The sequence below is a fragment of the Streptomyces sp. NPDC029044 genome (assembly GCF_040637495.1).
Classification (GTDB): Bacteria; Actinomycetota; Actinomycetes; order Streptomycetales; family Streptomycetaceae; genus Streptomyces.
This window is the reverse complement of record NZ_JBEZWN010000011.1, coordinates 97896-124336: the sequence shown is the minus strand read 5'-3', so window position 1 is coordinate 124336 and position 26441 is coordinate 97896. Positions and strand designations below refer to the sequence as shown.

Here is a 26441-nt window from a genome sequence, read left to right as displayed (position 1 = left end):
CGTCCCGGCCGCCCGGACGGGCGCCAGGAGGACGGCCGGCTGGGTGTCGGCCGGGACGGGCTGGAGGGCATGCGGACTCCCGGATGAGAACCGTGGTCAGAGGCTGTCGCTGACGGCGTGGGGACCGGTCGGCAGCGGCACGGTGGTGAGCGGTTCACGGGTCAGGGACGCCGCCGCGGACGGCACCGGGCGGCGCTCGCCGAGCGGCACCACCGGCGGCAGCTCCGACTCCCCGAGGACGACCCGGCGCACCACCCGCTCGGCGGCCCGGCCGTCGTCGTAGGTGCAGAACCGCTCGCGGAACGCCGCCCGCAGCTGGGCCGAGCGGGAGCCGCGCCAGTGGCCGGTGGCGAAGATGTCGATCAGCTCGTCCTCCCCGCGAGCGACCGCGCCCGGCGGAAAGTCGCGCAGGTCGAAGTAGGTGCCGCGGGCCGCGTCGTACGCCTCCCAGTCGTCGGCGTGGACCACGATCGGCCGGTCGAGGTTGGCGTAGTCGAACATCAGCGACGAGTAGTCCGTGACCAGGGCGTCCGACGCGAGGCAGAGCGACTCGACGCTCGGGTGGCCGGAGACGTCGACGACCCGGCCGCAGGTGCTGATCAGCGGGGCGTCGTAGGCGTGGTGGGCGCGGGCCAGGACGATGAAGCGCGGGCCCAGGCGGCGCACGATCCGCTGGAGGTCGAGGGTGTGGCGCTGGGAGCGGCGGTAGTCGCGGTGGGTCGGCGCGTACAGGATCGCCACCGAGCCCCGGGGGATGCCCAGCGAGGTGCGCAGCCGTGCCACGTCCGCCGGTGTCGCCGTCCGGAACACGTCGTTGCGGGGGTAGCCGTACTCCAGCGTGGTGTAGCGGCCGGGGTGGACCCGCTCGTTCGTCAGCGTGGTGTGGCGGTTGGCGGACAGCACGTAGTCCCAGCGGTCGACGTCCTTCAGCAACCGCGTGAAGTCCCGGCCGCGGGCCGCCGCGGGGCGCTCCTGGAGGTCGAGGCCGAGGTGGCCGAGCGGGGTGCCGTGCCCGGTCTGGATCAGGACCTGGCCCCGGCGCTTGGCCAGCCGGTCGTCGAAGCCGGTGTTGCTGACCAGGTAGCGGGAGCGGGCGAGGGCCGTCCAGTAAGCGGCCGTCCCGGGGACGAGGCGGCGCGGGCCGGGCGGGATGGTGTGGTGGTGCTCGCGGCGGGCGATCCACGCCGTGCGGATGTGCGGCGCGTGTTCGCGGAACGCGGCCTCCAGCGCACCCGGGTTGCAGCCGTGGCCGCGGCCGTCGTAGGCGGCGAAGGCGGCGCGGTCGGTGCGCAGCGGCAGACAGCGCTGCACGCGGTAGTGGGTGTGCAGGGCCGCCGACCGCAGGCCCCGCAGCAGCGTTCCGGTGGTCCTGGCGGCGGCGCGGTGCAGGGCGGAGGCCAGCTGGAGGGTGCGGTAGGTGCGGTGCAGGCCGAAGCGGATCAGGACGTGGTGGATGCGGCACCGCAGGGGGACGGGCACGCCGGGGGTGCGGTAGCGGCGGTAGTGGGCGCGGGCCCGGCGCAGGAAGTCGGCGCGCGAGCCCCGGGGCAGCCGGTCCCGCCGGGAGTACACGATCGCCAGGTGGTGCACCATGCGGCGGAACAGCACCGGCCGCCACCGGGCGAGCCCGGGGCGCTCGTCGAGGAACGCGAAGACCCGGTCGTACTGCTCGAAGACGTCGAAGTGCCGCTCGCTGGTGGTGCGCAGGATGCTGCCCTGGCGCCGCTGCCGGTAGTGCACGCAGACGCGGTCGACGGTCGCGATCGACTCGGCGGTCATCAGTACGGGGTACGTCCACGGCGTGTCCTCGTAGACGCCGGGCGGGAAGACGAAGCCCTCGCGCTCGACGAACTCCCGCCGGTAGGCCTTGTTCCAGGCGACCATCAGCAGCCGCAGCAACCCCGGCCGGTCCTCCAGCCGGAACGGCGCCGGGCCCTGCTCGGTGAGCTGAAGGGCCGCCTGGTTGCGGATCGCCTCCCCCGTCCAGTAGGTGCGCGCGTAGTCGAAGACCAGCACGTCCGGCTCGCCGGTCTCCTTCAGCCGGTCGGCGATCGACCGCAGCGCGTCGGGCGTGAGGGTGTCGTCGCTGTCGAGGAACAGCAGGTAGTCACCGCTCGCGTGCGCCACCCCGGCGTTTCTCGCGCGGCCCAGGCCCACGTTCTCCGGGAGGTGGACGGGGCGCACGCGCGTGTCGCGGGCGGCGAACTCGTCGATGATCGCGCCGCACGCGTCCGGCGAGCAGTCGTCGACGACGATCAGTTCCAGATCGGGACAGGACTGGGAGAGCACCGATTCGAGGCACTCGTGCAGGTACGCCTGAACCTGGTACGCGGGGACAATGACACTGAACCTGGGCAAGAGGCCATCCATCGGTCGGCGCGGGCGTTCGGCCCGGGAACGGCCGATGGGCCGACTTGGTTACGGTGGCTACGGCATCCGGGGGAACGCGGAAGGGGCGGACCGCCCCCGGCCCGCCCCTTCAACTGCGCTGTTCTGAGGGCTACTTGACCGCGCCCGCCATGACGCCGGACACGAACTGCCGCTGGAACGCGAAGAAGACGGCCAGCGGGACCACCATCGAGATGAACGCGCCGGGTGCCAGCACGTCGATGTTGTTGCCGAACTGCCGTACCTGCGTCTGGAGCGCGACCGTGATCGGCTGGCTCCCGGAGTCCGAGAAGATCAGCGCGACCAGCATGTCGTTCCACACCCACAGGAACTGGAAGATGCCGAGCGCGGCGATCGCCGGACCGCCGAGAGGCATGACGACACGGAAGAACAGGCGCAGTTCGCCCGCCCCGTCCAGACGCGCCGCCTCCAGCAGCTCTCTCGGGATCTCCGCGAAGAAGTTCCGCAGCAGGAACACCGCGAACGGCAGACCGAAACCGACGTGGAAGAGCACCACGCCGAGCACCGAGCCGAAGATGCCGATGCTGCCGAAGAGTTCGGCGATCGGGATCAGCGCCACCTGCACCGGCACGACCAGCAGACCGACCACGCCCAGGAACCACCAGTCCCGGCCCGGGAACTCCATCCAGGCGAAGGCGTAGCCGGCCAGCGAGCCGATGATCACGACCAGCAGGGTCGCCGGCACGGTGATCCAGACCGTGTTCAGCAGGGAGCCGGTGATGTCGTCGTTCTCCAGCAGCTTCCGGTAGCTGTCGAACGTGATCTGCGAGGGCTCGGTGAACACCTTCCACCAGCCGCTGGCCGCGATGTCCTCCGGCGCACGGAGGCTGGACAGCAGCAGACCGATCGTCGGCACCAGCCAGAACAGTCCGACGACGACGAGGAACACCCGCAGTACCCCGCCGCCGACCGCCTCGGCGAGCCGCGATCCCAGCGACTGCTTGGCCTTCATCGCCGCACCTCCCGCCGCAGCCTGCGTACGTTGAACCACATCACCGGGATCACGAGCAGCAGCAGGAACACCGAGATGGCGCTGGCGATGCCCGGCTGGTCCTCGGAGAAGCCCTTGCGGTACAGCTCCAGCGCCAGGACGTTCGCGTCGTCCTGGGAGGAGCCGGGGGCGATGATGAAGACCAGGTCGAAGATCTTCAGCACGTTGATCATCAGGGTGACGGCGACGACCGCGAGGACCGGTGCCAGCAGCGGCACCGTGACGCGTCTGAACACCTGCCACTCGCTCGCGCCGTCCACCCGGGCCGCCTCCAGCAGCTCACGGGGCACGCTCGCGAGCCCGGCCGCGATCAGCACCATCGCGAAACCCGCCCACATCCAGATGTACGAGCCGATGATGGCCGGGGTGACCAGGGACGGGCCGAGCCAGTCCAGGCCGTTGTAGGGCTCCTTGAAGTTGCTCGCCGGGAGCCGGAGTTGGGCCCCGTCGGCCGAGGCGGGCAGCGTGAAGGTGCCGTCGCCGGCGGCCGTCGCCGACGCCACCACCCTGCCGTCCTTCACGGCCTCGATCTTCATGCCGGCATAACCCAGTTCGGAGGAGTCGACGCTGTTGAGCGTGCCGACGCCCTTGCCGCGCGTGAAGTCCTGCCAGGTCGTGCCCGTGACCTTGCCCGGCTCGGGCTTCGGCGCCACGGCCGTCTTGGCGTCGTCCGGCATCAGGTCCGGCGCCACACCCACCAGGGGGAGCGAGACCGCCTCGCCCGTGCGGACGGGCGACGTGGTGATGAACGCGCCGCCGCCGGCCGGCTTCAGCGGCGATTCCCGGCCCGGGTGGGCCTTCGGGAACGCCGACGCCTGGGAGAACGTGTCGTGCACGCCCACCCACACCGCGTTCGCGACGCCCTTGTCCGGGTCCTGGTCGTACACCAGGCGGAAGATGATGCCCGCCGCCAGCATCGAGATCGCCATCGGCATGAAGACGACCAGCTTGAACGCGGTACCCCAGCGCACCCGTTCGGTCAGCACCGCGAAGATCAGGCCGAGCGCCGTCGCGACCGTCGGCGCGAACACCACCCAGATGATGTTGTTCTTCAGCGCGGTGCGGATGCCCTCGTCGGTGAAGAGGGCCTTGTAGTTGTCTATTCCGGCGAAGCCGTCACCGGACTGGTCGTAGAAACTGCGCACGACCGAGTACCCGATCGGGTACACCACGAGCGCGCCGAGCAGGACGAGCGCGGGCAACAGGAACAGCGCCGCGACGGTCCTGCGGGTGCCGGTCACACTCTTGCGCGACTTGGGAGCGGCAGGGGGCTTGGCGCCCCCTGCCGCCGGAACCGACGTCATGAGGTCAGTTCCCGTAGGCCGCTGCCGCTTCGGCCTCCAGCTTCGCCTGCGTCCCCGCGACGTCCTTCGGGTTCTTCAGGAAGTCCTGGAGGATCTTCCACTCGCCCTTGCCGGGCGTACCGCCGAAGGCCTGCGGGGCCTGGTCGGACATGTCGAAGCGGAAGTCGTCACCGGCGTCGATGAGCGCCTTGGCGATCTTCTGCTGCACCGCGTTCGGATAGTCGGAGTTCGGCACGTTCTTGTTCGGCGAGAGGTAGCCGCCCAGCTTGGCCTGGATCGACGCCGCGTCCGGGGAGGCGAGCCAGGTGGCCAGGGCCTGCGACCCCTTCGAGTCCTCCAGGATCACGGCCGCGTCGCCGCCCGAGACCACCGGTCCGTTGTCACCGACCGCCGGGAACGGGAACACCTTCGCGTCCGTGCCGATCTTCATACTGGAGGGGATGTTGACCTGCGCGAAGTCACCCGCGGCCACCATGGCGGCCTTGGGCTGGTCCCCGCCGGTGAACACCTGGGTGACGGACGCCGGGAAGTCGGTCTGCAACGCCCCGTTCGCCCCGCCCGCGATCCAGTCCGCCTTGCCCCAGACCTGCGCGAGCGTGGTCAGCGCGTCCTTCACGGACGGGTCCGTCCACTTGATCTCGTGCTTGGCCAGCTGGTCGTACTTCTCCGGGCCGGCCTGCGAGAGGTACACGTTCTCGAACCAGTCGGTCAGCGTCCAGCCCTCGGCGCCGCCGACGGAGAACGGGGTGACGCCGGAGTCGAAGACCGTCTGCGCGGTGCTGAGCAGGTCCGGCCAGGTCTCGGGCTCACTCGCCCCGGCGTTCTCGAAGACCTGGTTGTTGTACCAGATCAGGGACTTGTTGGCGGCCTTGTAGTAGACGCCGTACTGCTTGCCGCCCACCTTGCCGATGTCCTGCCAGCCCTGCGAGTAGTTCTCGCCGAGCTCCTTGGCGGCCTCGGAGCCCAGCGGCTTGGCCCAGCCCTTGTCGACGGCCTGCTTGATGGCGCCGGGCTGCGGCAGCATCGCGATGTCCGGCGGCTGCCCGCCGGCCACCTTGGAACCGATGAAGTTGATGATCGGGTCCTGCGCGGGCACGAAGGTGACCTTGGCGCCCGTGCGCTTCTCGAACTCCTGGAGGACCTTCTTGAAGTTGGCCTGTTCGGTGCCGCTCCACACGGCGGCGACCTCCAGGCTCGTCCCGTCCAGCTTCGGAAGGGTGACGTCGTTGGTGGTTTGGTCGGTGTCGCCCGTGCTTCCACCGCTGCCTTCGTCGCTGCTTCCGCAGGCGGACAGCGAGAGCGCGAGGGCTCCCGCGGCGACGGCGGCCGCCGTCCTGGCGGCTCTGCGGTGCTGGGGGGTCGCCGTGTCCCGCTTGGGCGACCAGCGTGTCCGGATGGTGCTGCTCGTCATGCGCATGACTGCCCCGTTCTTCGTTCCTCGTCGAACGTCGAGCGCGCTCCCGTGCGATCTGGTCTACGCCCGGGTGTGCGGGGGCGGCAAGATGGCGTCGGCTGTCAAGCGGGGGATCGTGACTCCCTCGTGACCAGGGCCGCGGCCCCGGACGCCGGCAGGCCCGGCGGCCGTCTCCGGCTACAGGAGCGACGGCACCTTCGCCGCCGCGACCTCCCGCGCCGCCCTTTCCAGCGCGCTGGCCAACAGTGCCAGGTCGGTCGGGCCGTTTCCGAGTTCCCGCACCGGACGCCGGGCCGGAGGGTCACCCATGCGGTGCCATTCCAGCGGTACGACCGTGGGGCGCAGCGTCGCCGTCCGGGGGATCCGGCCGGTGACCCGACCGCCCTGGAACGGGGTGACCCGCCCGTCCGCACCGGTCAGCCGGCCCCGCCCGGGCGCCGGTTCCTCGGGGCCGGAGGCCGGGGCGTCGAGCGTGACGCGCAGGGTGGCCCGGCGCGCCGGTTCCGTCTCCGCCGTACGGGGGCACGGGCCGGTGGCCGCCACCAGGTGGACGCCGAGCCGCTCGCCCTCCTTGGCCACGGCCTCCAGCGCGCGCATCACCGACCCGGCCGCGGGCCGGCCGGTGGAGCCGAGCGCCGGGGAGACCAGCGCGTCGAGGTCGTCGACGACCACGACGAGCCGGGGGAGCGGGGGCGCGGCCGCCTCCGTCTGCCGCCGGGCCGCTCCGGGCCGCAGCCGAATGGTGGAACTGGCCGGGGAGTCGAGGTCGCCGGATCCTCCCGCCGCGGCCGCCTCGGTCCGGGCGCCGCCCCGGCCCGTCGCCGTGCGCTGGGCGACCATGCGGCCCGACAGCTCGCGCCCGGTGTGCCACTCGGCGAAGTCGGACCGCCCGAGCAGCTCGGCACGCCGCTTCAGCTCGGCGCTCAGGGACTGCGCGAACTCCCGCATCCGGACCGGGTCGTGGGCCATGAGCAGCGTGGTGACGTGCGGTACGTCCGTACACAACCGCAGTCCCTCGCCGTGCCCGCCGCCCGCGCCCGGGCCGCCCCGGCCGTCGACCAGCACGATGCCGAGCCGGTCCGGCCGCTCGGCGGCGGCCAGCGACGCGACGACCGCCCGCAGCAGCTCCGTGCGGCCGCTGCCCGGCGGGCCCTCGATCAGCAGATGCGGCCCCTGGACCGCCAGGTCCGCGCAGACCGGCCCCCGCGGACCGGCACCCAGCACCGCGCGCACGCGTCCGCCCAGCGCGTCGGCGTCGTCGGCCGCGTCCGCCCAGCGCGCCATCAGCGACGCCGGGGTGGCCCGGGCCAGTCCCAGCTCGTCCAGCAGGCGGGCCGCCTGCGGCAGCGGTGCGGAGACGCGGGGCTGGCGCTCGTTCGCCGGGCCGTCCGTCCGCAGGGGCGCCAGCGCCCGCGCGAACCGCTCGGCCCAGGCCGGTGAGACGGCGTCGACGGTGGCGATGGTGCCGTGACCGACCGGCCCGGCCGGTGTGCCGTCACCGCCGGCCCGGGCCACCCGCATCAGCCGCAGGGCCGTCGCCACGTCCCCGCTGAGCAGCGCGACCGCGCCGCACTGCCGGAACGTCGGCGCCACCGAACAGGCCGCCTCGTACGTCTCCGTCACCGGCGAGGCCGGGGAGGCGGCGGCCGTCTCGGCCAGGCAGACGACGTGGATGCCGGCCCGGGGGCCTTCCAGAGCCAGCCGCGCGACCGCTTCGCGCAGGTCGGCGCCGCCCGGGTCGCCGTCGACGACCACGACCGTGTAGGGGCCGGGGAAACCGGCCGCCCCGGTGTCGTCGTCCCGGGCCCAGGAGGGGCGGCGGGGGGCCGGGACGGTCCCGGCGGGGGGCGAGGCGGCGGCGGTGGGCTGTGCGCCCCTCCCCGCAGCCGCGTCCGCCAGCTGGTCCTCCAGGCGGCGGGTGAGTTCGTCGGTGCGGGCCGCGGCCTGCTCGCGGTCGAGGGCCAGCAGCAACCGGCAGTCCTGCCCGTGCCCCGGGCGCACGTGCGGCAGCCAGCCCAGCCAGGACCACTCGGCGGTGCGCTCCTCAAGCGGGCGGGAGCGGTCCGCGGCGATCAGGACGATCTCCAGCGTGTCCGGGGAGTGCAGCGTGGTGAGCTGGGCCAGCACGGCCCGCGCCAGCCCGGCCAGCCGCGCCCGCGGTCCGGCCAGGCCCAGTGCGCCGACCTCGCGCAGCCCGGCGGTCACGGGGACGGCGGGCAGCAGGCCCGAGCCGTCCGGCGCCGCCCGGTCGGCCGTACCGAGGCGCACGGCGAGCGCCTCCGGGTGGCCCGGGCCGCGCTCCCACAGCCGCGGCCCGGGCCCCAGGGCCGTGAGCAGCAGCGTGGCCGGGTCCGGCCAGGTCTCCGGCGCGGCCGGCACGACGACCGGGTGCTGCTCCGCCACCACCGCGGCCGGGGCGTCCTCATACGCGTCCGCCTCGCGCGGCTCCGCCGCCTGCTCGCCGCGGCCTCCGGCCAGCCGCCGGGCCCATGCCCCGATCCCGCCACGCCTGCGGCCTCCCGCGGGCACGTCGGTGCCGCGCAGGGGAGTGCCTTTGCGGCCGCGCCCGGCACGCTGGTCCGCGAGGGCCGGGTCGTCGGTACCCGTGGGAGCGGCCGGTCCGTCCTGGTCCCAGGGGTGCGGACCGGCTCCGCCCGGGTGACCGGTGTCGTACGCCGCGAGCCCGGAACGGCCCGCGTGCGTGTCTCCGGTGCCGCCGCGCTGCCGTACGGCGCCGGCCGGGGCTCCCGAAGCGGCCGGCGGCGTCGAACCGTCAGCGGCGTCATGCTCCCGGGCAGGCGTTGCGGGTGTCCCGGAGGAGGACTGCGCGGCCCCGGCGGGCCCGGGCCGCGACCCTCCGCCGGCCGCCTGCCGACGGGCCTCGCCGCCGGTGCCTCCGGGCGGCACCTCACTCCAGCCGTCCCCCGCATGGGCCGCGCCCCCCGGACCCGGATACGGCACCTCGCTCCGGCGGTCAGCGGTGGGGGCTCGGCCTGGGTTGCCCCGGGTGGGTACGTCGTGTCGGCGGTTCGCGGAGGGTGTTTCGCTCCGGCTGCCCGGGGGCGGCACCTCGCTCCTGCGGGCACTGGAGGGGGCTTCGCCCTGGTTGCCCGCGGTGGGCGGGTCGTTTCGAGGGCTGCCGGAGGGGGCTTCGCCTGGGTTGCCCCGGGGGGGCACGTCGTTCCATCGGCTGCCGGAGGGTGTTTCGCTCCGGCTGCCCGGGGACGACACCTCGTCCCGGCGGTCAGCGGTGGGGGCTTCGCCTGGGTTGCCCCGGGTGGGTACGTCGTGTCGGCGGTTCGCGGAGGGTGTTTCGCTCCGGCTGCCCGGGGGCGGCACCTCGTCCCGGCGGTCAGCGGAGAGGGCTCCGCCCTGGTTGCCTGCGGTGGGCGCGTCGTTCCATCGGCTGTCGGCGGGGGCTTCGCCCTGGCTGTGAGCGGTGGGCAGGTCGCTCCGGCGGCCCCCCGCGCGGGCAGTGCCGCCCGCGCCCGGCGGGGGCAGGTCATTCCGGCGGCCGTCGGAGGGCGCAGCGCCCCGGCTGCCCGGGGACGGCACCTCGCTCCAGCGGTCTCCCGACAGGGCTTCGCCCCTGCCGTCCGCGGTGGGCCTGTCGTTCCGGTAGCTCCCGGAGGGCGCTTCGCCTCGGCTGCCGGGGGCGGGCACGTCATCCCGGCGGCTGCCGGAGAGGGCCTCGCTCTGGCTGCCCGGGGACGGCACCTCGCTCCGGCGGTCACCCGGGTGGACAGCGCCGCCCGCGCCCGGTCGGGGCACGTCACTCCGGCGGCCGTCGGAGGGCGCCTCGGCCCGGCTGCCCTGGGACGGCACCTCGCTCCGGCGGTCACCCGACAGGGCTTCGCCCCCGAGGCCGGCAGGCCGGGCACCGCTGCCCTGCTCCCACTGCCGCGGCGCGTCCGACGCCGCCCCCGTACCGCCGCTCTCGATCCGCGGCGCCCCGCCCTGCCCCGGCACCACGGCCGGATCAGCGGAGCCGGGCCTCGTGGCGCCCGGCGTGCCCCAGGCCGCCGAGCCGTGGGCGTGATGCGTGGGACCCGTGGGTCCGGCCGGTCCCGGATCCGCCACGGACGAGAGGGAGAGGGAGGGGGACACGGCCCCGTCGTCCCCGGCGGGGCCGGCCACGCGCACGTGCCCCTCACCGTCCGGAGTCGTCTCCACCCGGCCCCCCGGCCCCCCGGCCGGGGCGAGCCGCAGGGCCGACTCGCCGATCCGCAGCAGCGCACCCGGCGCGAACGGGACCACCCGGGCACCGACCCGCGCGCCGTTCACCGTCGTGCCGTTCGTGGAGTCCAGGTCGGCGACCGCCACGCGGCCGTCCGCGCTCACCGTCACCGCGCAGTGCAGCCGGGAGACGTCCGGGTCGTCCAGGGGCACGTCGGCGTCGGCGGAGCGGCCGATGCGGATCTCGCCGCCGTGCAGCAGGTGGACGCCGCCCGCGTCGGGGCCGGCCACGACCTGGAGCTGGGCCGGGGCATCCTCCAGCTCGGGGTGCGGCTCCGGCTCGCCCGGCGTGCCCACGGACAGTACGGCACCGTCGGTCAGCGGGGGCTCGCCCAGCGTGCAGCGCTGCGCGTCCAGCCGCTGCTCCCCGGCGTACAGCACGGGCGTGCCCGAGCCGTCACCGCCGGAGACCACCTGGACGAGCGCCGACGCGACCGCGGCGAGTGCCGTACCGGCGGGGGCCGTGACCAGTACGTCGCTGCGCGGGGCGCGGCCCAGCGCCGGCGCCGACGGGCCCAGCGGATCTACGACGGTCAGCCGGATCTGCATCGCCGTCAGCGGTCCCTTCTGCCCGGGCGCGGAGTCCCCCACCCCGCCCCAGCACGTCGGCCAGTACTGCCAGCATCCTCGCACCTGCCACTGACAACGCGCCCCTCGCTCCGGAAAAGGTGATCTTGATTGGTCGGCTCTGCCCGCAAAAGTGCCTGAGAGATGACCCACAGGCGACCTCTTGAGATCAGTCACGTTCGTTCCCGGCAACCACAAGACCGAGGTGAGCGTCTTTCCTTCGAACGAGTGTGAGGGGCGCTACGTAAGACCCACAGAAAGACGACACTCCGGTCCCCGGCCCCCCGGCACTACAGTGGGTCGGACAGGCCAGCAGGCAAGGCAAGCACCAGGGAGCGCATGACGTGCGGCCGGTAGGCAGCAAGTACCTGCTCGAGGAGCCGCTCGGACGCGGCGCCACGGGCACCGTCTGGCGAGCCCGCCAGCGCGAGACCGCGGGCGCCGAGGCGGCCGTGCCGGGGCAGCCCGGCGAGACCGTCGCGATCAAGGTCCTCAAGGAGGAGCTGGCCGGCGACCCGGACATCGTCATGCGGTTCCTGCGTGAGCGCTCCGTCCTGCTCCGGCTGACCCACCCGAACATCGTCCGGGTCCGTGACCTGGTGGTCGAGGGTGAGCTGCTGGCGCTGGTCATGGACCTCGTCGAGGGCCCCGACCTGCACCGCTACCTGCGCGAGAACGGGCCCTTCACCCCGGTCGCCGCGGCCCTGCTCACCGCCCAGATCGCCGACGCGCTCGCCGCCAGCCACGCCGACGGCGTCGTCCACCGCGACCTCAAGCCGGCCAACGTCCTGCTCCAGCAGTACGACGGGCAGATGCACCCGCTGCTGACGGACTTCGGCATCGCCCGCCTGGCCGACTCCCCGGGGCTGACCCGCACCCAGGAGTTCGTCGGCACGCCCGCCTATGTCGCCCCCGAGTCCGCGGAGGGCCGTCCGCAGACCTCCGCCGTCGACATCTACGGCGCCGGCATCCTGCTGTACGAGCTGGTCACCGGCCGCCCGCCGTTCTCCGGCGGCTCCGCCCTGGAAGTGCTGCACCAGCACCTGAGCGCCGAGCCGCGCCGCCCTTCCACCGTCCCCGACCCGCTGTGGACGGTCATCGAGCGCTGCCTGCGCAAGAACCCCGACGAGCGGCCCAGCGCCGAGAACCTCGCCCGCGGCCTGCGCGTCGTCGCCGAAGGCATCGGGGTGCACGCGAACTCCGCGCAGATCGCCGCCGCCGAGGGCGTCGGCATGCTCCTCGTGCCCGACCCGGCCCCCGCGCCGGTGCCGGACACGCCCGGCGCGGCCGACCCCACCCAGGTCCTCCCGCAGGGCGCCGGCTCGTACGACCCGAACGCCGCGACCAGCGTCATGCCGCACACCGGCGGCCCGGCCGGCGCCGCCGACCCCACCGCCGTCATGAACCACCGGGGCGCGGCCGACCCGACCGCCGTCATGCCGCCGGTCCCGCCGGGCTCGCCCGGCCACCCGGGCCAGCAGAACCAGCAGGGCGGCCCCGAGGACCCGCACCCCTGGCAGAACCAGCTGCGGGCGGCCCGCGACCGCAACGAGCAGACGCAGGTCCAGTACCTCGACCCCGGCCAGGACCCGCTGCGCCGCCGCCCCCAGCGCCAGGTGGCCCGGCCCCAGCAGCAGCCCCCGCGCCGCCAGGCGCCCCCGCCCGGCCCCGGCTACGGCCACCCGCAGCAGCAGCAACCCCAGCAGTACGCCCCGCAGCCCCAGCGGCCCCAGCCGCCGCAGCGCTACGCCCCGCCCGCGCCCCCGGCCCAGCCCCAGCAGCCCCAGCGGCCGCAGCGCGAGCCCCGGCAGCCGCGGCAGCGCAGCGCCAACCCGATGCGGATCCCCGGGCTGGGCTGTCTGAAGGGCTGCCTCTTCACGATCGTCATCCTGTTCGTCGCGGGCTGGCTGATCTGGGAACTGAGCCCGCTCCAGGGCTGGATCGGCACCACCAAGGGCTACTGGGCCCAGCTCACCGACTGGTTCTCCGCCGTGACCGGCTGGTTCGAGAAGCTCGGGAGCAGTTCCGGCACGAACTGACCGGAACCACCCTGCGGGGTTGGTGATTTGTCGACACCCGGCGGGTGATTTCGGCTTCCACGGTGAAGGTTGGCTCTCCGGACGCGTAGTTTTAGCGACAACACGCGTCGGTAGGAGCAGCCTTGGCACGGAAGATCGGCAGCCGGTACACCGCCCACCAGATCCTGGGGCGGGGCAGCGCCGGCACGGTGTGGCTGGGCGAGGGGCCGGAAGGCCCCGTCGCCGTCAAGCTGCTGCGCGAGGACCTGGCGTCCGACCAGGAACTCGTCGGGCGCTTCGTCCAGGAGCGCACCGCGCTGCTCGGCCTGGAGCACCCGCACGTCGTCTCGGTGCGCGACCTGGTCGTCGACGGCAACGACCTGGCACTCGTCATGGACCTCGTCCGCGGCACGGACCTGCGCACCCGCCTCGACCGGGACCGGCGGCTGGCCCCCGAGGCGGCCGTCGCGATCGCGGCCGACATCGCCGACGGACTGGCGGCCGCGCACGCCGCCGGCGTCGTGCACCGGGACGTCAAACCGGAGAACGTCCTCCTGGACATGCAGGGCCCGCTCGGACCCGGCGGCTCGCACCGCGCCCTGCTGACCGACTTCGGCGTGGCCAAGCTCATCGACACCCCGCGCCGCACCAAGGCCACGAAGATCATCGGCACTCCGGACTACCTCGCCCCGGAGATCGTCGAAGGTCTGCCCCCGCGCGCCTCGGTCGACATCTACGCGCTCGCCACCGTCCTCTACGAGCTGCTGGCGGGCTTCACTCCCTTCGGCGGCGGCCACCCCGGTGCGGTGCTGCGCCGGCACGTCACGGAGACGGTCGTCCCGCTGCCCGGCATCCCGGACGAGCTGTGGCAGCTGCTGGTGCAGTGCCTGGCCAAGGCCCCTGCCTCGCGGCTGCGGGCCTCGGAGCTCGGGGCCCGGCTGCGGGAGCTGCTGCCGATGCTGGCGGGCATGCCGCCGCTGGAGGTCGACGAGCCCGACACCGAGTCCGCGGAGGACTCCGACCGCGAGGAACAGCCCACCGGACCGGCCCCGGAGCGGGTACGGCGGCGGGGCGCGGTCCCCCTGGTGCCGGGCGCGAAACCGGCTGATTCCAACCGCGACACCCACACCTCGATGCGCGTCCCCGCCCCCGACGAGCTGGCCGGCGGCGCCCACGGCACGGCCCGGGCCCCGCGCACTGCGGGCACCCCCCGCCCCGGCTCGGCCCGCAACCGCGCCGCGGCCCGGCGCCGACGGGTGGCCCTGGGCGCGGGCGCGGTCGCCCTCGCGGCGGCGATCGGGGTCGGCGCCTGGCTGACCACGTCGGACGACGACGGCGGCGCACCTCCCCAGGACACGAGGAACTCCGCCCCGCAGACCCCCTGAGCCGCCGTCCGCCCAGCGTCCCCGGGTGATGTGCCGCCGGAGCCGCCGCGGGACACGGATGCTCCGCCCCAGGGCGGCCCGGCGCCGCGGACCGCAGCGTGCCGGCCGGTTCGGTGGCCGGCCGTCGGCTCTTCCCGCGGCGCGCAGCCGGTTCGCCGTCGGGCCCGCAGCCGGTTCGCCGTCGGGCCCGCAGCCGGTTCGCCGTCGGGCCGCAGCCGGTCTCGCGGTCGGGCCCGCAGCCTGCCGGGCAGGCCGTCGCAGGACGCCGGCGCTTTCGCCCCCGGCACGGTGACCGCCCGGGCGCCCCGGCGCTCTCGGTGCGGGCCGCCCGGGCATGGCCGCCGGGCGGAGCCGTTACGCTGGAGGGCGTGGCAGTCGTCGACGTATCCGAAGAGCTCAAGTCCCTCTCCTCGACCATGGAGTCGATCGAGGCCGTTCTGGACCTCGACAAGATGAGGGCAGACATCGCCGTGCTCGAGGAGCAGGCGGCCGCGCCGTCCCTCTGGGACAACCCCGATGAGGCGCAGAAGATCACCAGCAAGCTGTCCCACCTCCAGGCCGAGGTGCGCAAGGCCGAGGCCCTGCGCGGTCGCATCGACGACCTGGGCGTCCTCTTCGAAATGGCCGAGGAGGAGGACGACCCGGACACCCGCGCCGAGGCCGAGTCCGAGCTCACCGCCGTGAAGAAGGCGCTGGACGAGATGGAGGTCCGCACCCTCCTGTCCGGCGAGTACGACTCCCGTGAGGCGCTGGTGAACATCCGCGCCGAGGCCGGTGGCGTCGACGCCGCCGACTTCGCCGAGAAGCTCCAGCGCATGTACCTGCGCTGGGCCGAGCAGCGCGGCTACAAGACCGAGGTCTACGAGACGTCGTACGCGGAGGAGGCCGGCATCAAGTCGACCACCTTCGCCGTCCAGGCGCCCTACGCGTACGGCACGCTCTCCGTCGAGCAGGGCACGCACCGGCTCGTGCGCATCTCGCCCTTCGACAACCAGGGCCGGCGGCAGACCTCCTTCGCGGGCGTCGAGATCCTGCCCGTGGTCGAGCAGACCGACCACATCGAGATCGACGAGTCCGAACTGCGCGTGGACGTGTACCGCTCGTCCGGCCCCGGCGGCCAGGGCGTCAACACCACCGACTCCGCGGTGCGGCTCACCCACATCCCCACCGGCATCGTCGTCTCCTGCCAGAACGAGCGCTCGCAGATCCAGAACAAGGCGACGGCCATGAACGTGCTCCAGGCCAAGCTGCTGGAGCGGCAGCGCCAGGAGGAGCGGGCCAAGATGGACGCCCTCAAGGACGGCGGCAGTTCCTGGGGCAACCAGATGCGTTCGTACGTCCTGCACCCGTACCAGATGGTCAAGGACCTGCGCACCGAGTTCGAGGTCGGCAACCCCGAGGCGGTGTTCAACGGCGAGATCGACGGCTTCATCGAGGCCGGAATTCGCTGGCGCAAGCAGCAGGAGAAGTAAGTTTGTCGACATGGCAACTGCCGCCGTCAGGGCGGCAGTTGCCTTTTCTGTACCCCCATGTCTGGGTTTTACATCACACTCACAGCCTCAGACTCCCGGCATAGCCCCCGTAGTTGGACATGGCGGCTGCAAACGGCCTTGACGTGTTCTTGAAAAGTGGGAAGGGTAAAGCGCGGCATGCGTGTCTCTGGGGCGCATGTGAACCGGGGGGCCTTTCACCGCGGCTTTCCCCGTCGAGCACAGCCCCGAGCGCTGCCTAATGACGATGAGCTACTGGGGGTAGCAACCACATGACGAAGAAGACGCGGATCCGTGTCGCGCGGATAGCGGCCGGTGCCGTGATCGCCGCCGGTGCCTCGCTGACCGCCGCCGGTGCGGCATCCGCTCTCGACCTGGGCGTGAGCGTCGGCCTCGGCGACACCAGCGTCGGCGTCGGCGTGAGCGCCGGCGACGAGGACCCGACGGACCCGCCGACCGAGCTCCCGACGGACCCGCCGACGGACCTCCCGACGGACCCGCCGACGGACCTCCCGACGGACCCGCCGTCGACCGAGGAGCCCACCGACGAGCCGACCGAGCCCACTGACGAGCCCACCGAGCCCACCGAGGACCCGACCGACGTCCCGTCCGACCCGGGCAACGGGAACGGCAACGGCGGCGGCAACGGCGGCGGCAACGGCAACGGCAACGGCGGCAGCATCGGCGACGGCAACAACGCCGACCCCGACGGTGGCACCTCGCCGCAGGAGGAGGGCTCCTCCTCCCTCACCGAGATCGGCTCGGACTCCACCCCGGCCCCGCAGGCCCAGGGCAACGGCCAGGAGCTCGCCGAGACGGGTGCCGCGCAGACCACCTTCCTGGTGATCGGCGCCGCCACGATGATCGCCGGCGGTGTCGGCTTCCGCCTGCTGCCGCGCCTCGCGGGCGGCCGCGGCGGGGCCGCCGCCTGACGGTAGCCGCGACCGTACGGACCGTACGCGCAGCGACACCACCGAGGGCCCGGAGCGAAACGCTCCGGGCCCTCGGCCATGTCTGGGGGCTGCGGTACCGGCTTACGCGGTCTGGTGTGCCAGCAGGGCCACCGCGGCGATCAGCACCGTCAGCAGTGCGATCAGAGCCATCGGGTTCATGCCCGCGAGGAAGTTCTCCTGCTGCATCCGCTCACGGTTCGCGCGGCACACGGGGCAACGGCCCTCGTTCACGGGGGACGCGCAGTTCGCGCACACCAGCCGGTCGTACGTCATGCGCTTGCCCTCCTTGCGCCGGTTCCACGTGTCCAACGTCCGTGGGGGTGGGAATGTTCCCCCCTCCACTTTGCCAGGTTCCGACCGCCGTCGCGCGGCTGCGCATTTTCTGTGGTTGTACGCACAGTCTCCCGCGCCCTTCCGGGCTCGGCATAAAACGGCACATCCGTGGCGCAACCACAGTCGGTGACTGCGGTGCCCCACCCGGTTCGCGTATGGTCACGCTCATCTACCCCCGGCGACCCGTGGTGCATCCGTGATCCGATTCGACAATGTCTCCAAGGTCTACCCCAAGCAGACCCGCCCCGCCCTCAGGGATGTCTCCCTGGAGGTCGAGAAGGGCGAGTTCGTCTTCCTCGTGGGGTCCTCCGGCTCCGGAAAGTCCACCTTCCTGCGGCTGATCCTCCGCGAGGAGCGGTGCAGTCACGGACAGGTGCACGTTCTGGGCAAGGATCTCGCCCGCCTCTCCAACTGGAAGGTGCCGCAGATGCGGCGCCAGCTGGGGACGGTGTTCCAGGACTTCCGCCTGCTGCCCAACAAGACGGTCGGCGAGAACGTCGCCTTCGCGCAGGAGGTCATCGGCAAGTCGCGCGGTGAGATCCGCAAGTCCGTGCCCCAGGTGCTCGACCTCGTCGGGCTCGGCGGCAAGGAGGACCGGATGCCCGGCGAGCTGTCCGGTGGTGAACAGCAGCGCGTCGCCATCGCGCGGGCCTTCGTCAACCGGCCCAAGCTGCTCATCGCCGACGAGCCCACCGGCAACCTCGACCCGCAGACCTCCGTCGGCATCATGAAGCTGCTCGACCGCATCAACCGGACGGGCACGACCGTGGTGATGGCCACGCACGACCAGAACATCGTGGACCAGATGCGCAAGCGCGTCATCGAACTGGAGAAGGGCCGCCTCGTCCGCGACCAGGCCCGCGGTGTCTACGGCTACCAGCACTGATACCGCACCCGAGATCCACGGAAAGGCATAACCAGTCGCCATGCGCGCCCAGTTCGTCCTGTCGGAGATCGGTGTCGGTCTCCGCCGCAACCTGACGATGACCTTCGCCGTCGTCGTCTCCGTCGCCCTGTCGCTCGCCCTGTTCGGCGGGTCGCTCCTGATGAGTGACCAGGTCAGCACCATGAAGGGCTACTGGTACGACAAGGTCAACGTCTCGATCTTCCTCTGCAACAAGAGCGACGCCGAGTCCGACCCCAACTGCGCCAAGGGCGCGGTGACCGACGACCAGAAGAAGCAGATCAAGGCCGACCTCGACAAGATGGACGTCGTCCAGGCGGTCACGTACGAGACGCAGGACCAGGCGTACAAGCACTACAAGGAGCAGTTCGGCGACTCCCCGCTCGCCAGCTCCCTCACGCCGGACCAGATGCAGGAGTCGTACCGCATCAAGCTGAAGGACCCGGAGAAGTACCAGGTCATCGCCACCGCCTTCAACGGCCGGGACGGCGTGCAGTCCGTGCAGGACCAGAAGGGCATCCTGGACAACCTCTTCAAGCTGCTGAACGGCATGAACTGGGCCGCCCGCGCGGTGATGGCGCTGATGCTGGTCGTCGCGTTGATGCTGATCGTCAACACCGTGCGCGTCTCCGCGTTCAGCCGCCGGCGTGAGACCGGCATCATGCGGCTGGTCGGCGCCTCCGGCTTCTACATCCAGGCGCCGTTCATCATGGAGGCCGCGGTCGCCGGACTCATCGGCGGCACCCTCGCGTGCGGCTTCCTGCTGCTCGCCCGGTACTTCCTCATCGACCACGGACTCGCCCTGGCCGACCAGCTGACACTGATCAACTTCATCGGCTGGGACGCCGTCCTCACCAAGCTCCCGCTCATCCTCGCCACGAGCCTCCTGATGCCCGCGTTGGCCGCGTTCTTCGCGCTGCGCAAGTACTTGAAGGTGTGACGCATACCAAGAGGGGCCGTGCGGTCAACCGACCGTACGGCCCTTCCGCTTGTCCTAGACTCACCGGCATGTCAGGTCGTGACCCGTTCTGTCAGCCCCGTCGCATCCGTCGCGGGGCCGCCCTGACGTTGGTGTTCGCGAGCGTGCTCGTCGCCGGAGCGGCCACGGGGGCGTTGCCGCAGAGCCAGGGGAAGTCCGCCCCGGACGAGGCTCGTTCGGCCGGTACGGCCGGGCGCCACGCGGACGTCACCCGGGCCGCCGAGGAGGCCATGGCCGACGGCACGTCCCCGGTCCAGGCCGCCAAGCGCGCCGTCAGCCGCAGCGGGGACCGCTGGGCCGCCGTCTACTCCCGGGGTGAGTACGAGGAGTTCGAGGAGTCCCTCGACGGCCAGTACACCGGCGTCGGCCTGTGGGCCCGCAGCGAACGGGACGGCCGTATCGAGGTGACGAAGGTGCGGGCCGGTTCGCCCGCCGCCACCGCCGGGATCCGCCCCGGAGACCTGTTGCGCAGCGTCGACGGCGAGAAGACCGACGGCCGTCCCGTCACGGAGGTCGTCTCCTTACTGCGCGGGGACGCCACCGACGCCCCCGCCGGTACGACCGTCCGCCTCGGCCTGGAACGCGGCGGCCGCGCGTGGACCGAAACCCTGCGCCGGGCCAGGCTCTCCACGGACGCGGTGACCGTCCGGGAACTCGACGGCCGGGTGACCGTGATCAAGGTCGCCACCTTCACCAAGGACTCCGGCCACCAGGTCCGCGAGGCCGTACGGCAGTCCCCGCCCGGCGCCGGCATCGTCCTCGACCTGCGCGGCAACCCCGGTGGCCTGGTCGGCGAGGCGGTGACCGCCGCCTCCGCCTTCCTCGACGGCGGCCTGGTCGCCACCTACGACGTCGACGGCGAGCAGCGCGCCCTGCACGCCGAGCCCGGCGGGGACACCACGAGACCCCTGGTCGCGCTCGTCGACGGCGGGACGATGAGCGCGGCCGAGCTCCTCACCGGCGCCGTACAGGACCGCGGGCGGGCGCTCGTGGTGGGCTCCCGCACCTTCGGCAAGGGCTCGGTCCAGATGCCGAGCGAGCTGCCCGACGGCTCCGTCGCGGAGCTGACCGTCGGGCACTACCGCACCCCCTCCGGCCGCGGGGTCGACGGCCGGGGCATCACGCCCGACCTGGAGACGGGCGAGGACGCCCTCCCCCGGGCCCAGGCCGTACTGCGCGGCCTCGCGAGCCCCTCGTAATCGACTTTCCGCAGAGCCCCTCCGTAGTGCGAAAATGGTCGGCACTATGGCTAAGGAAAAAGGGCGCAAGCTGATCGCGCAGAACAAGAAGGCGCGGCACGACTACCTCATCATCGACACCTACGAGGCCGGCCTGGTCCTCACCGGGACCGAGGTGAAGTCCCTGCGCCAGGGACGGGCGTCGCTGGTCGACGGCTTCGTGCAGCTCGACGGGAACGAGGCGTGGCTGCACAACGTGCACGTGCCGGAGTACAGCCAGGGCACGTGGACCAACCACAGCGCCCGGCGCAAGCGGAAGCTGCTGCTGCACCGCGCCGAGATCGACAAGCTGGAGTCGAAGTCGGGGGAGACGGGCCACACCATCGTGCCGCTCGCGCTGTACTTCAAGGACGGCCGGGCCAAGGTCGAGATCGCGCTGGCGAAGGGCAAGAAGGAGTACGACAAGCGTCAGGCGCTGCGGGAGAAGCAGGACCGCCGCGAGACCGACCGCGCGATCGCGGCGGTGAAGCGGAGGCAGCGCGGGGCGTAGGGAATACGCTGGCACCGACCTGCGTTGGTCACGTACGATGGTGCCTGCACCCCACAGCGGGTGCGCGCCCCCTCTCCGGAGGGGATTGTCAACACAACATGGGGATGATCGGTTTCGACAGCGGCTGTCGAAGCAGGGGAAGCGTGTCGAGGAAGCGGCAATGATCTCGTAAACCATATGTCGCAAAAAATAATCGCCAATACCAAGCGCGATTCCCAGTCCTTCGCCCTCGCTGCCTGATAAGCAGTGACTGAAGGACCCTAAATGGGTGTCAGCCCGGGAGTGTTCCCGACCCGGATCCTGGCATAAGCTAGGGAACTAAACCATCGAGCCCGGTCACGGGGTTCGATGGGAAATCAAACAGTGACTGGGCCCGTCGGCGACTTGTTCGCGTGATCGCCGGGGCCGAGAAAATCGCAGCGAACTGCACACGGAGAAGCCCTGGTTCTGCACCGTTGGACGCGGGTTCGATTCCCGCCATCTCCACTCATCCCATGTGGGCAAAGGCCCCGCCGCTCTTGAGCGGCGGGGCCTTTGTCATGGGTCGTCGAGGAGGTCTCATGGGCTACAGCCCGTCGCTCTACAAGTTCGCCGAGGGCGCCGACGTCCCCGTAGCGCTGGATCTGGAGCTGGTCCGGACCGTCCTGGAACCCCACGACGTCGGGGACCCCAGGCTCCGTATCGACCAGGACGGGGCCCTCCGGTTCTGGATCAGGGCCGATGACGGCGGTGAGGCCGAGATCTTCGCCGACGACACCGGCATCCTGGTGGAACGCCCGCATTCCGGCGCGGTCTTCGTCATTCTCGCCGAGCTGGCGTCCCGGCTGGGTGCGGTCGCTCTCGATCCGAGCGCAGGCAGGGTCGTGTGCCGTCCGGACGAGTACGTTCATCTGCCCGAGAGCATGCGGAAGGACGCCGTGGTCATCGAGATGACGGGGGAGCGGCTGGAGGCCGCCCTGCTAGGCCGTCACCCGGCGTGACGTGCTCGCCCGTTCCGTCAGGCGGGGTGGCAGCAGCGTCGTTTCCGGGGCGGGGGTGCCGTGCAGCTTCTGTATCAGGAGGTCCACGGCGCGGGCGCCCAGCTCCTCGGACGGCAGGGTCACCGAGGTGACCGGGACGCGGGGCGTCGTCGCCAGGTCGTCGGGGCAGACCGCGGTGACGGAGAGGTCGGCGGGGACCCGCAGGCCGAGGTGTTCGAAGGCGGTGATCAGGGGGGCCAGGAGAGGTTCGTTGTGGATGACCACGGCGGTGAGGGCGGGATGGTCGCGGACCAGCCGTTCGGCGAGCCGGGGGGCCGTGGCGGGGTCGGGGTCGCCCGGGTGGACGGACGTGGTGAGGCCGTGCCGGGCGGCTGCCGTGGTGAAGCCCTGCATCAGGTGGTGGGCGTAGGCCGTCCTGCGGAGGTAGACCTCCGGGGGTGAACCGATCAGGGCGACCGTGCGGTGGCCCAGCCCCGCCAGGTGGTTCACACAGGCTTCGCCCGCCGCCTTGAAGTCGAGGTCCACGCAGGTCAGACCGCGCGGGTTCGCCGGGACGCCGATCAGGACCGACGGGCTGTCCGGGAAGCGGAGCCGGGGGAGGCGGGGGTCGTGGAGTTCGACGTCCGCCAGCAGCAGCCCGCCCACCGACGCCGCGTCCAGGGCGCGGGCCAGGCCCTCCTCCGCCTCCTCCTGGGTGAGGAGCAGGACGTCGTGGTCGTGCGCGCGGGCCGTCGTCACCACCGACACCGCCAGCCGCATCACCACCGGGATGTGCACGCCGGGGCGGAGCGGCGCCGCCAGGGCCAGGACGTTCCGTCGGCCGCCGGCCGGGCCGCGGGCGCCCGCGCGGGGGCGGTAGCCCAGGTCGCGGACGGCCGCCTCGACGCGCCGCCGGGTCTCCTCAGAGATCGGGCGCTTGCCGCTCAGCGCGTAGGAGACGGTGCTGGGGGAGACCCCGGCCCGTCGTGCCACGTCCGTGATCCCGACCATCAGCCGAGCTCCAGTGTGAGGCGCCCCGTCCCGGGCGGGGCCTGGACCTCGCGGTCGCCGGCCGCCAGGCTCCAGGCGGCTACCGGGGCGCCGCACGTCGCCCGCAGGGTGTTCCCCTCGCGGACGACCGTGAAGGTCACGTCCCCGACCGGCACCGTCACCTCGTCGCCGGGCCGCAGGCCGTACGCCCGCAGCGTCACCCCGTCGGCGTGGTCGTAGTCCGGGCGGTCGTCCCGCGCGCCGACCGGGATCACCGCACCGGGCCGCACCAGCAGCGGCGCGCTCAGGAAGCCGTGGCGCTCGCGCACCCAGCGCGGGCCGGTCACCGTCCCACCGGTCAGGAAGTGGGTCCAGGTGCCCTCGGGCACGTAGTACGTGACGTCGCCCTCGTCGCTGAACACCGGGGCGACCAGCAGGTCCGAACCGAGCATGTACTGCCGTTCCAGGTGCGCGCACCCCGGGTCGTCCGGGAACTCCAGCACCATGGCCCGCATCATGGGCAGGCCCTCGGTGTGGGCCGCGCGGGCCGTCTCGTACAGGTAGGGCATGAGGCGGAGCTTCAGCCGGGTGAAGTGGCGGGCCACGTCCACCGACTCCTCGTCGAACTGCCAGGGGACCCGGTAGGAGCTGCTGCCGTGCAGGCGGCTGTGCGAGGAGAGCAGTCCGAAGGCCAGCCAGCGCTTGAACAGGGCCGGAGTGGGGGTGCCCTCGAAGCCGCCGATGTCATGGCTCCAGAAGCCGAATCCCGACAGGCCGAGGGACAGGCCGCCGCGCAGCGACTCAGCCATCGACTCGTATGTCGCCTCGCAGTCCCCGCCCCAGTGCACGGGGAACTGCTGGCTCCCCGCCGTCGCCGACCGTGCGAAGACAACGGCTTCCTGCTCGCCCCGGTGCTTGCGCAGCACCTCGAAGACCGTGCGGTTGTACAGGTACGTGTAGTAGTTGTGCATCCGCTCCGGGTCCGAGCCGTCGGACCAGACCACGTCGAGCGGCACCCGTTCGCCGAAGTCGGTCTTGAAGCAGTCGACGCCCTGCGCGAGCAGCGCCTCCAGCTTGGCGGCGTACCAGTCGCGCGCGGCCGGGGAGGTGAAGTCGACCAGGGCCATGCCGGGCTGCCACATGTCCCACTGCCAGACGCTGCCGTCCGGCCGCCTCAGCAGGTGCCCGAGCGCCCTGCCCTCGGCGAACAGCGGGGAGCGCTGGGCGATGTACGGATTGATCCAGACGGAGACGTGCAGGTCGCGGGCCTTCAGCCGGGCCAGCATGCCCTCCGGATCGGGAAAGACGCGGGGATCCCACCGGAAGTCGCACCAGTTGTACTCGCGCATCCAGAAGCAGTCGAAGTGGAAGACGGACAGCGGCAGTTCACGCTCCCGCATGCCGTCGATGAAGGACGTCACCGTCTCCTCGTCGTAGGAGGTGGTGAAGGACGTCGACAGCCACAGGCCGAACGACCAGGCGGGCGGCAGGGCCGGGCGGCCGGTCAGGGCCGTGTACCTGCGCAGGATCTCCTTCGGCGTGGGGCCGTGGACGACGTAGTAGGTCAGCTCCTGCGTCTCCGCGCTGAACTGCACCCGGGAGACCACCTCCGAGGCGACCTCGAACGACACCTCGCCCGGGTGGTCGACGAAGACGCCGTAGCCCGCGTCCGTGAGGTAGAACGGCACGTTCTTGTAGGCCTGTTCGCTGCACGTGCCGCCGTCGGCCTGCCAGATGTCGACGACCTGGCCGTTCTTCACCAGCGGGCCGAAGCGCTCACCGAGGCCGTAGACGGACGTGCCGACGTTGAGGACCAGTTGCTCGCGCAGGTGGTGGGCGCCCGAGGCGTCCCGCATGATGCCCGCGTTCCTGTGGCCGCTGCTGGTGAGCGTACGGCCGTGCGCGAGGAACTCGACGTGCCACGGCCCGCCGAGGGCCAGCCGGACCGACAGGTCACCGGAGGTCAGGGTCGCGTGCTCGTCGTCGCAGGAGATCTCCGCGGTGGTGTCCGACGCCGTGAGCTCGAACTCGGGGCCGCGCGGCTCGCCGCCGGTGAAGTGCGTCAGGGTCAGGCCGATGACGCCGGGCATGGGGGTGTGCACCCTGACCGTGAGGACCGGGCCGGTCATCAGGTCGCCGCGGGAGCGGATGGGCCGGGTCGGCGCGTGGATCTCCAGGGCGCCGTCCGCCTCGGTGACGTCGAGGGCCTGGGCCGGGTGGGCCGCGGTGACGCCCTCGCGCAGGAGCCAGTAGCCGTCGGTGAACTTCATGTGGGGTCCCTACTCTCCCGGCGCATGACGTCGAAGCGCTTCGACGATCCGAACGTAAGCGGGGGATCTGAGGGCGTCAATGGGGCGTGGGTACAACAGTGAAGCGATTCGAAGCGGGTACCAGGGACAGCACCAGGGCCACGGATGCCGCCGTCACCGGGACCACGTAACCCGCCGTCGGGGAGACGTGTTCCACGGTCCAGCCACCGATCGCGCTGCCGCAGGCGATGCCGCCGAGCAGTCCCGTCACCGCGAGGGTCATGCCCTCGTTCAGCCGGCCCTCCGGGGTGCGCTCCTGCACCAGCGTCATCGTGGTGACCATCGTCGGGGCCGTCGCCATCCCGGCGACCAGCAGCGCCGCCGCCAGGGCGAGGAGCGAACCGGTGAGGGCCGTGGCCAGCAGCGGCAGGGCCAGCAGCGCGGCCATCGCCGCCACGCACCAGGGCAGCCGCGCAGCGGCCGGACCGGCGGGCCGCGCGGCGCCGTACAGCAGGCCCGCCGCGCAGGAGCCCGCGGCCTGGAGGGCGAGCACGACGCCGGCCGCCGACTGCCGCCCCTGCGCGTCGGCGAACGCCAGCGTGACGACCTCCGTCGCTCCGAAGACGGCGCCCATCGCCAGGCAGACCGCGAGCAGCGGGGGGATGCCGGGTGCGCGCAGGGGCGCCCTGCCGGGTATGTGTGTGCGCACCGGGGGCTCCGTCGCGCGCCGGGTCGTGAACAGGACCATCCCGGTCAGCAGCAGCACCGCGCCCACGAGCGTGCCCGCCTCGGGGAAGAACGCCCCGCACAGGAAGGCCGCGAGCACCGGGCCCAGCATGAAGCACAGTTCGTCCGCCGCCTGCTCGAAGGAGTTGGCGGTGTGCAGCGCCTTCGGGTCGCCGGCCAGCAGATGCGCCCAGCGGGCCCGGGACATGCCGCCGGTGTTGGGGGTGGTGGCGGTGGCGGCGTAGGAGGCGAACAGGGTCCAGTCGGGGGCGTCGTGGCGCACACACAGCAGCAGGCAGAGCGAGCCGAGGACGGCGATCACCGTGGCGGGCAGGGCCACCCGGGCCTGGCCGTGCCGGTCGATGAGCCGGGCGATCCACGGAGCGACCAGGGCGGTCGCCGCGAGCCCCGTCGCCGTGACGGCACCGGCGAGGGCGTACGAGCCCCGGCTCCCGGCGATCATTACGACCGCGCTGACGCTGAACATGCCCATCGGCAGCCGGGCGATGAGGTTCCCGGCGGTGAACGCGCGGGTGCCCGGCAGACGGAACAGGCGGCGATACGGGGAGAGTTGCGGCATGCGTCCACCCTCGCCCGGGGACGATCAAGCGGTCCAACACCTGTTCCGTGCTCGGTCACGCACTTGGGTTGTGGATCCCCACGCACGCGGGTTGTGGATCCGCGACGGGACGGCCGGAAGGGCATGGCGGGAAACGTTCGCTCCTTGTTCTTCATACAGGGATATGGAGATTCCTAATGCTCCTCATGGCGCATGGAAAAGATGTTCATTCGGGAAATTCCTTCAC

18 protein-coding genes and 1 other RNA gene are annotated in these 26441 nt (G+C 72.4%); 10 read left to right on the top strand and 9 right to left on the bottom strand.

All coding sequences use genetic code 11. The annotated features are described in order from the left end of the window. Positions 1 to 96: 96 nt before the first annotated feature. The 5 genes from AB0E85_RS12970 to AB0E85_RS12950 form a co-directional block, all read right to left on the bottom strand. Positions 97 to 2358, bottom strand: a complete 2262-nt coding sequence (locus AB0E85_RS12970; RefSeq protein ID WP_361925538.1) for a bifunctional glycosyltransferase family 2 protein/CDP-glycerol:glycerophosphate glycerophosphotransferase — start codon at positions 2356 to 2358, stop codon at positions 97 to 99. Positions 2359 to 2500: 142 nt separating this feature from the next. Next, a complete protein-coding gene (locus AB0E85_RS12965; protein WP_361925536.1) occupies positions 2501 to 3361 on the bottom strand; it encodes a carbohydrate ABC transporter permease in 861 nt (286 codons plus the stop codon). Further along, positions 3358 to 4704: a sugar ABC transporter permease gene (locus AB0E85_RS12960; RefSeq protein ID WP_361925534.1), complete on the bottom strand. Its 1347-nt coding sequence runs from the start codon at positions 4702 to 4704 to the stop codon at positions 3358 to 3360. Before AB0E85_RS12960 ends, AB0E85_RS12965 begins: the two co-directional genes overlap by 4 nt. A gap of 4 nt (positions 4705 to 4708) precedes the next feature. Then, on the bottom strand, positions 4709 to 6121 hold the full coding sequence (locus tag AB0E85_RS12955; protein ID WP_361925532.1) for an ABC transporter substrate-binding protein: 1413 nt from the start codon (positions 6119 to 6121) through the stop codon (positions 4709 to 4711). Positions 6122 to 6295: 174 nt separating this feature from the next. Then, positions 6296 to 10903: an FHA domain-containing protein gene (locus tag AB0E85_RS12950; protein ID WP_361925530.1), complete on the bottom strand. Its 4608-nt coding sequence runs from the start codon at positions 10901 to 10903 to the stop codon at positions 6296 to 6298. Positions 10904 to 11265: 362 nt separating this feature from the next. Here AB0E85_RS12950 and AB0E85_RS12945 point away from each other — a divergent pair, with 362 nt between their 5' ends. The 4 genes from AB0E85_RS12945 (at position 11266) to AB0E85_RS12930 (ending at position 16746) form a co-directional block, all read left to right on the top strand. Further along, a complete protein-coding gene (locus tag AB0E85_RS12945) occupies positions 11266 to 12960 on the top strand; it encodes a serine/threonine-protein kinase (RefSeq protein ID WP_361925528.1) in 1695 nt (564 codons plus the stop codon). A gap of 122 nt (positions 12961 to 13082) precedes the next feature. After that, positions 13083 to 14324, top strand: coding sequence for a serine/threonine-protein kinase (locus AB0E85_RS12940; RefSeq protein WP_361925526.1), 1242 nt, complete (start codon positions 13083 to 13085; stop codon positions 14322 to 14324). Between the two features lie 368 nt (positions 14325 to 14692). Then, positions 14693 to 15796: a peptide chain release factor 2 gene (prfB, locus tag AB0E85_RS12935; RefSeq protein ID WP_361925524.1), complete on the top strand. Its 1104-nt coding sequence runs from the start codon at positions 14693 to 14695 to the stop codon at positions 15794 to 15796. Between the two features lie 290 nt (positions 15797 to 16086). Further along, positions 16087 to 16746, top strand: coding sequence for a hypothetical protein (locus tag AB0E85_RS12930; RefSeq protein WP_361925522.1), 660 nt, complete (start codon positions 16087 to 16089; stop codon positions 16744 to 16746). A gap of 102 nt (positions 16747 to 16848) precedes the next feature. Here AB0E85_RS12930 and AB0E85_RS12925 read toward each other — a convergent pair whose 3' ends face one another. Continuing rightward, complete coding sequence (locus AB0E85_RS12925; RefSeq protein WP_062927170.1) at positions 16849 to 17040, bottom strand: hypothetical protein; 192 nt, start codon at positions 17038 to 17040, stop codon at positions 16849 to 16851. Between the two features lie 256 nt (positions 17041 to 17296). Here AB0E85_RS12925 and ftsE point away from each other — a divergent pair, with 256 nt between their 5' ends. From ftsE to AB0E85_RS12895, 6 genes are all read left to right on the top strand, one after another. After that, positions 17297 to 17986, top strand: a complete 690-nt coding sequence (ftsE, locus tag AB0E85_RS12920) for a cell division ATP-binding protein FtsE (protein WP_003990615.1) — start codon at positions 17297 to 17299, stop codon at positions 17984 to 17986. Between the two features lie 40 nt (positions 17987 to 18026). Then, the gene (ftsX, locus tag AB0E85_RS12915) at positions 18027 to 18944 is read left to right on the top strand and encodes a permease-like cell division protein FtsX (RefSeq protein WP_361925520.1); all 918 of its coding nucleotides are present in this window, start codon (positions 18027 to 18029) and stop codon (positions 18942 to 18944) included. A 68-nt stretch (positions 18945 to 19012) separates the two neighbouring features. Beyond that, the gene (locus AB0E85_RS12910; protein ID WP_361925518.1) at positions 19013 to 20182 is read left to right on the top strand and encodes a S41 family peptidase; all 1170 of its coding nucleotides are present in this window, start codon (positions 19013 to 19015) and stop codon (positions 20180 to 20182) included. 46 nt (positions 20183 to 20228) lie between these two features. Beyond that, positions 20229 to 20711: an SsrA-binding protein SmpB gene (gene smpB, locus AB0E85_RS12905; RefSeq protein ID WP_031139982.1), complete on the top strand. Its 483-nt coding sequence runs from the start codon at positions 20229 to 20231 to the stop codon at positions 20709 to 20711. A gap of 100 nt (positions 20712 to 20811) precedes the next feature. Continuing rightward, positions 20812 to 21200: a transfer-messenger RNA gene (ssrA, locus tag AB0E85_RS12900) on the top strand. A 71-nt stretch (positions 21201 to 21271) separates the two neighbouring features. Continuing rightward, on the top strand, positions 21272 to 21691 hold the full coding sequence (locus AB0E85_RS12895) for a hypothetical protein (RefSeq protein WP_361925515.1): 420 nt from the start codon (positions 21272 to 21274) through the stop codon (positions 21689 to 21691). Here AB0E85_RS12895 and AB0E85_RS12890 read toward each other — a convergent pair. From AB0E85_RS12890 to AB0E85_RS12880, 3 genes are all read right to left on the bottom strand, one after another. Then, complete coding sequence (locus tag AB0E85_RS12890) at positions 21671 to 22681, bottom strand: LacI family DNA-binding transcriptional regulator (protein ID WP_361925513.1); 1011 nt, start codon at positions 22679 to 22681, stop codon at positions 21671 to 21673. The two genes, AB0E85_RS12895 and AB0E85_RS12890, sit on opposite strands and share 21 nt — an antisense overlap. Continuing rightward, positions 22681 to 24930 (bottom strand): alpha-xylosidase, encoded by a 2250-nt coding sequence (gene yicI / locus AB0E85_RS12885; protein ID WP_361925511.1) that lies wholly within the window; start codon positions 24928 to 24930, stop codon positions 22681 to 22683. Before yicI ends, AB0E85_RS12890 begins: the two co-directional genes overlap by 1 nt. A 76-nt stretch (positions 24931 to 25006) precedes the next feature. After that, positions 25007 to 26215, bottom strand: a complete 1209-nt coding sequence (locus AB0E85_RS12880; RefSeq protein ID WP_361925509.1) for an MFS transporter — start codon at positions 26213 to 26215, stop codon at positions 25007 to 25009. Positions 26216 to 26441 lie beyond the last annotated feature (226 nt).

What these genes read in the sequence shown, in the direction of transcription:
- AB0E85_RS12965 (WP_361925536.1), bottom strand. Translation starts at nt 3,361, where the DNA reads ATGAAGGCCAAGCAGTCGCTGGGATCGCGGCTCGCCGAGGCGGTCGGC.
- AB0E85_RS12960 (WP_361925534.1), bottom strand. Translation starts at nt 4,704, where the DNA reads ATGACGTCGGTTCCGGCGGCAGGGGGCGCCAAGCCCCCTGCCGCTCCC.
- AB0E85_RS12955 (WP_361925532.1), bottom strand. Translation starts at nt 6,121, where the DNA reads ATGCGCATGACGAGCAGCACCATCCGGACACGCTGGTCGCCCAAGCGG.
- AB0E85_RS12950 (WP_361925530.1), bottom strand. Translation starts at nt 10,903, where the DNA reads ATGCAGATCCGGCTGACCGTCGTAGATCCGCTGGGCCCGTCGGCGCCG.
- AB0E85_RS12930 (WP_361925522.1), top strand. Translation starts at nt 16,087, where the DNA reads ATGACGAAGAAGACGCGGATCCGTGTCGCGCGGATAGCGGCCGGTGCC.
- AB0E85_RS12925 (WP_062927170.1), bottom strand. Translation starts at nt 17,040, where the DNA reads ATGACGTACGACCGGCTGGTGTGCGCGAACTGCGCGTCCCCCGTGAAC.
- ftsX (WP_361925520.1), top strand. Translation starts at nt 18,027, where the DNA reads ATGCGCGCCCAGTTCGTCCTGTCGGAGATCGGTGTCGGTCTCCGCCGC.
- AB0E85_RS12910 (WP_361925518.1), top strand. Translation starts at nt 19,013, where the DNA reads ATGTCAGGTCGTGACCCGTTCTGTCAGCCCCGTCGCATCCGTCGCGGG.
- smpB (WP_031139982.1), top strand. Translation starts at nt 20,229, where the DNA reads ATGGCTAAGGAAAAAGGGCGCAAGCTGATCGCGCAGAACAAGAAGGCG.
- AB0E85_RS12895 (WP_361925515.1), top strand. Translation starts at nt 21,272, where the DNA reads ATGGGCTACAGCCCGTCGCTCTACAAGTTCGCCGAGGGCGCCGACGTC.
- AB0E85_RS12890 (WP_361925513.1), bottom strand. Translation starts at nt 22,681, where the DNA reads ATGGTCGGGATCACGGACGTGGCACGACGGGCCGGGGTCTCCCCCAGC.
- yicI (WP_361925511.1), bottom strand. Translation starts at nt 24,930, where the DNA reads ATGAAGTTCACCGACGGCTACTGGCTCCTGCGCGAGGGCGTCACCGCG.
- AB0E85_RS12880 (WP_361925509.1), bottom strand. Translation starts at nt 26,215, where the DNA reads ATGCCGCAACTCTCCCCGTATCGCCGCCTGTTCCGTCTGCCGGGCACC.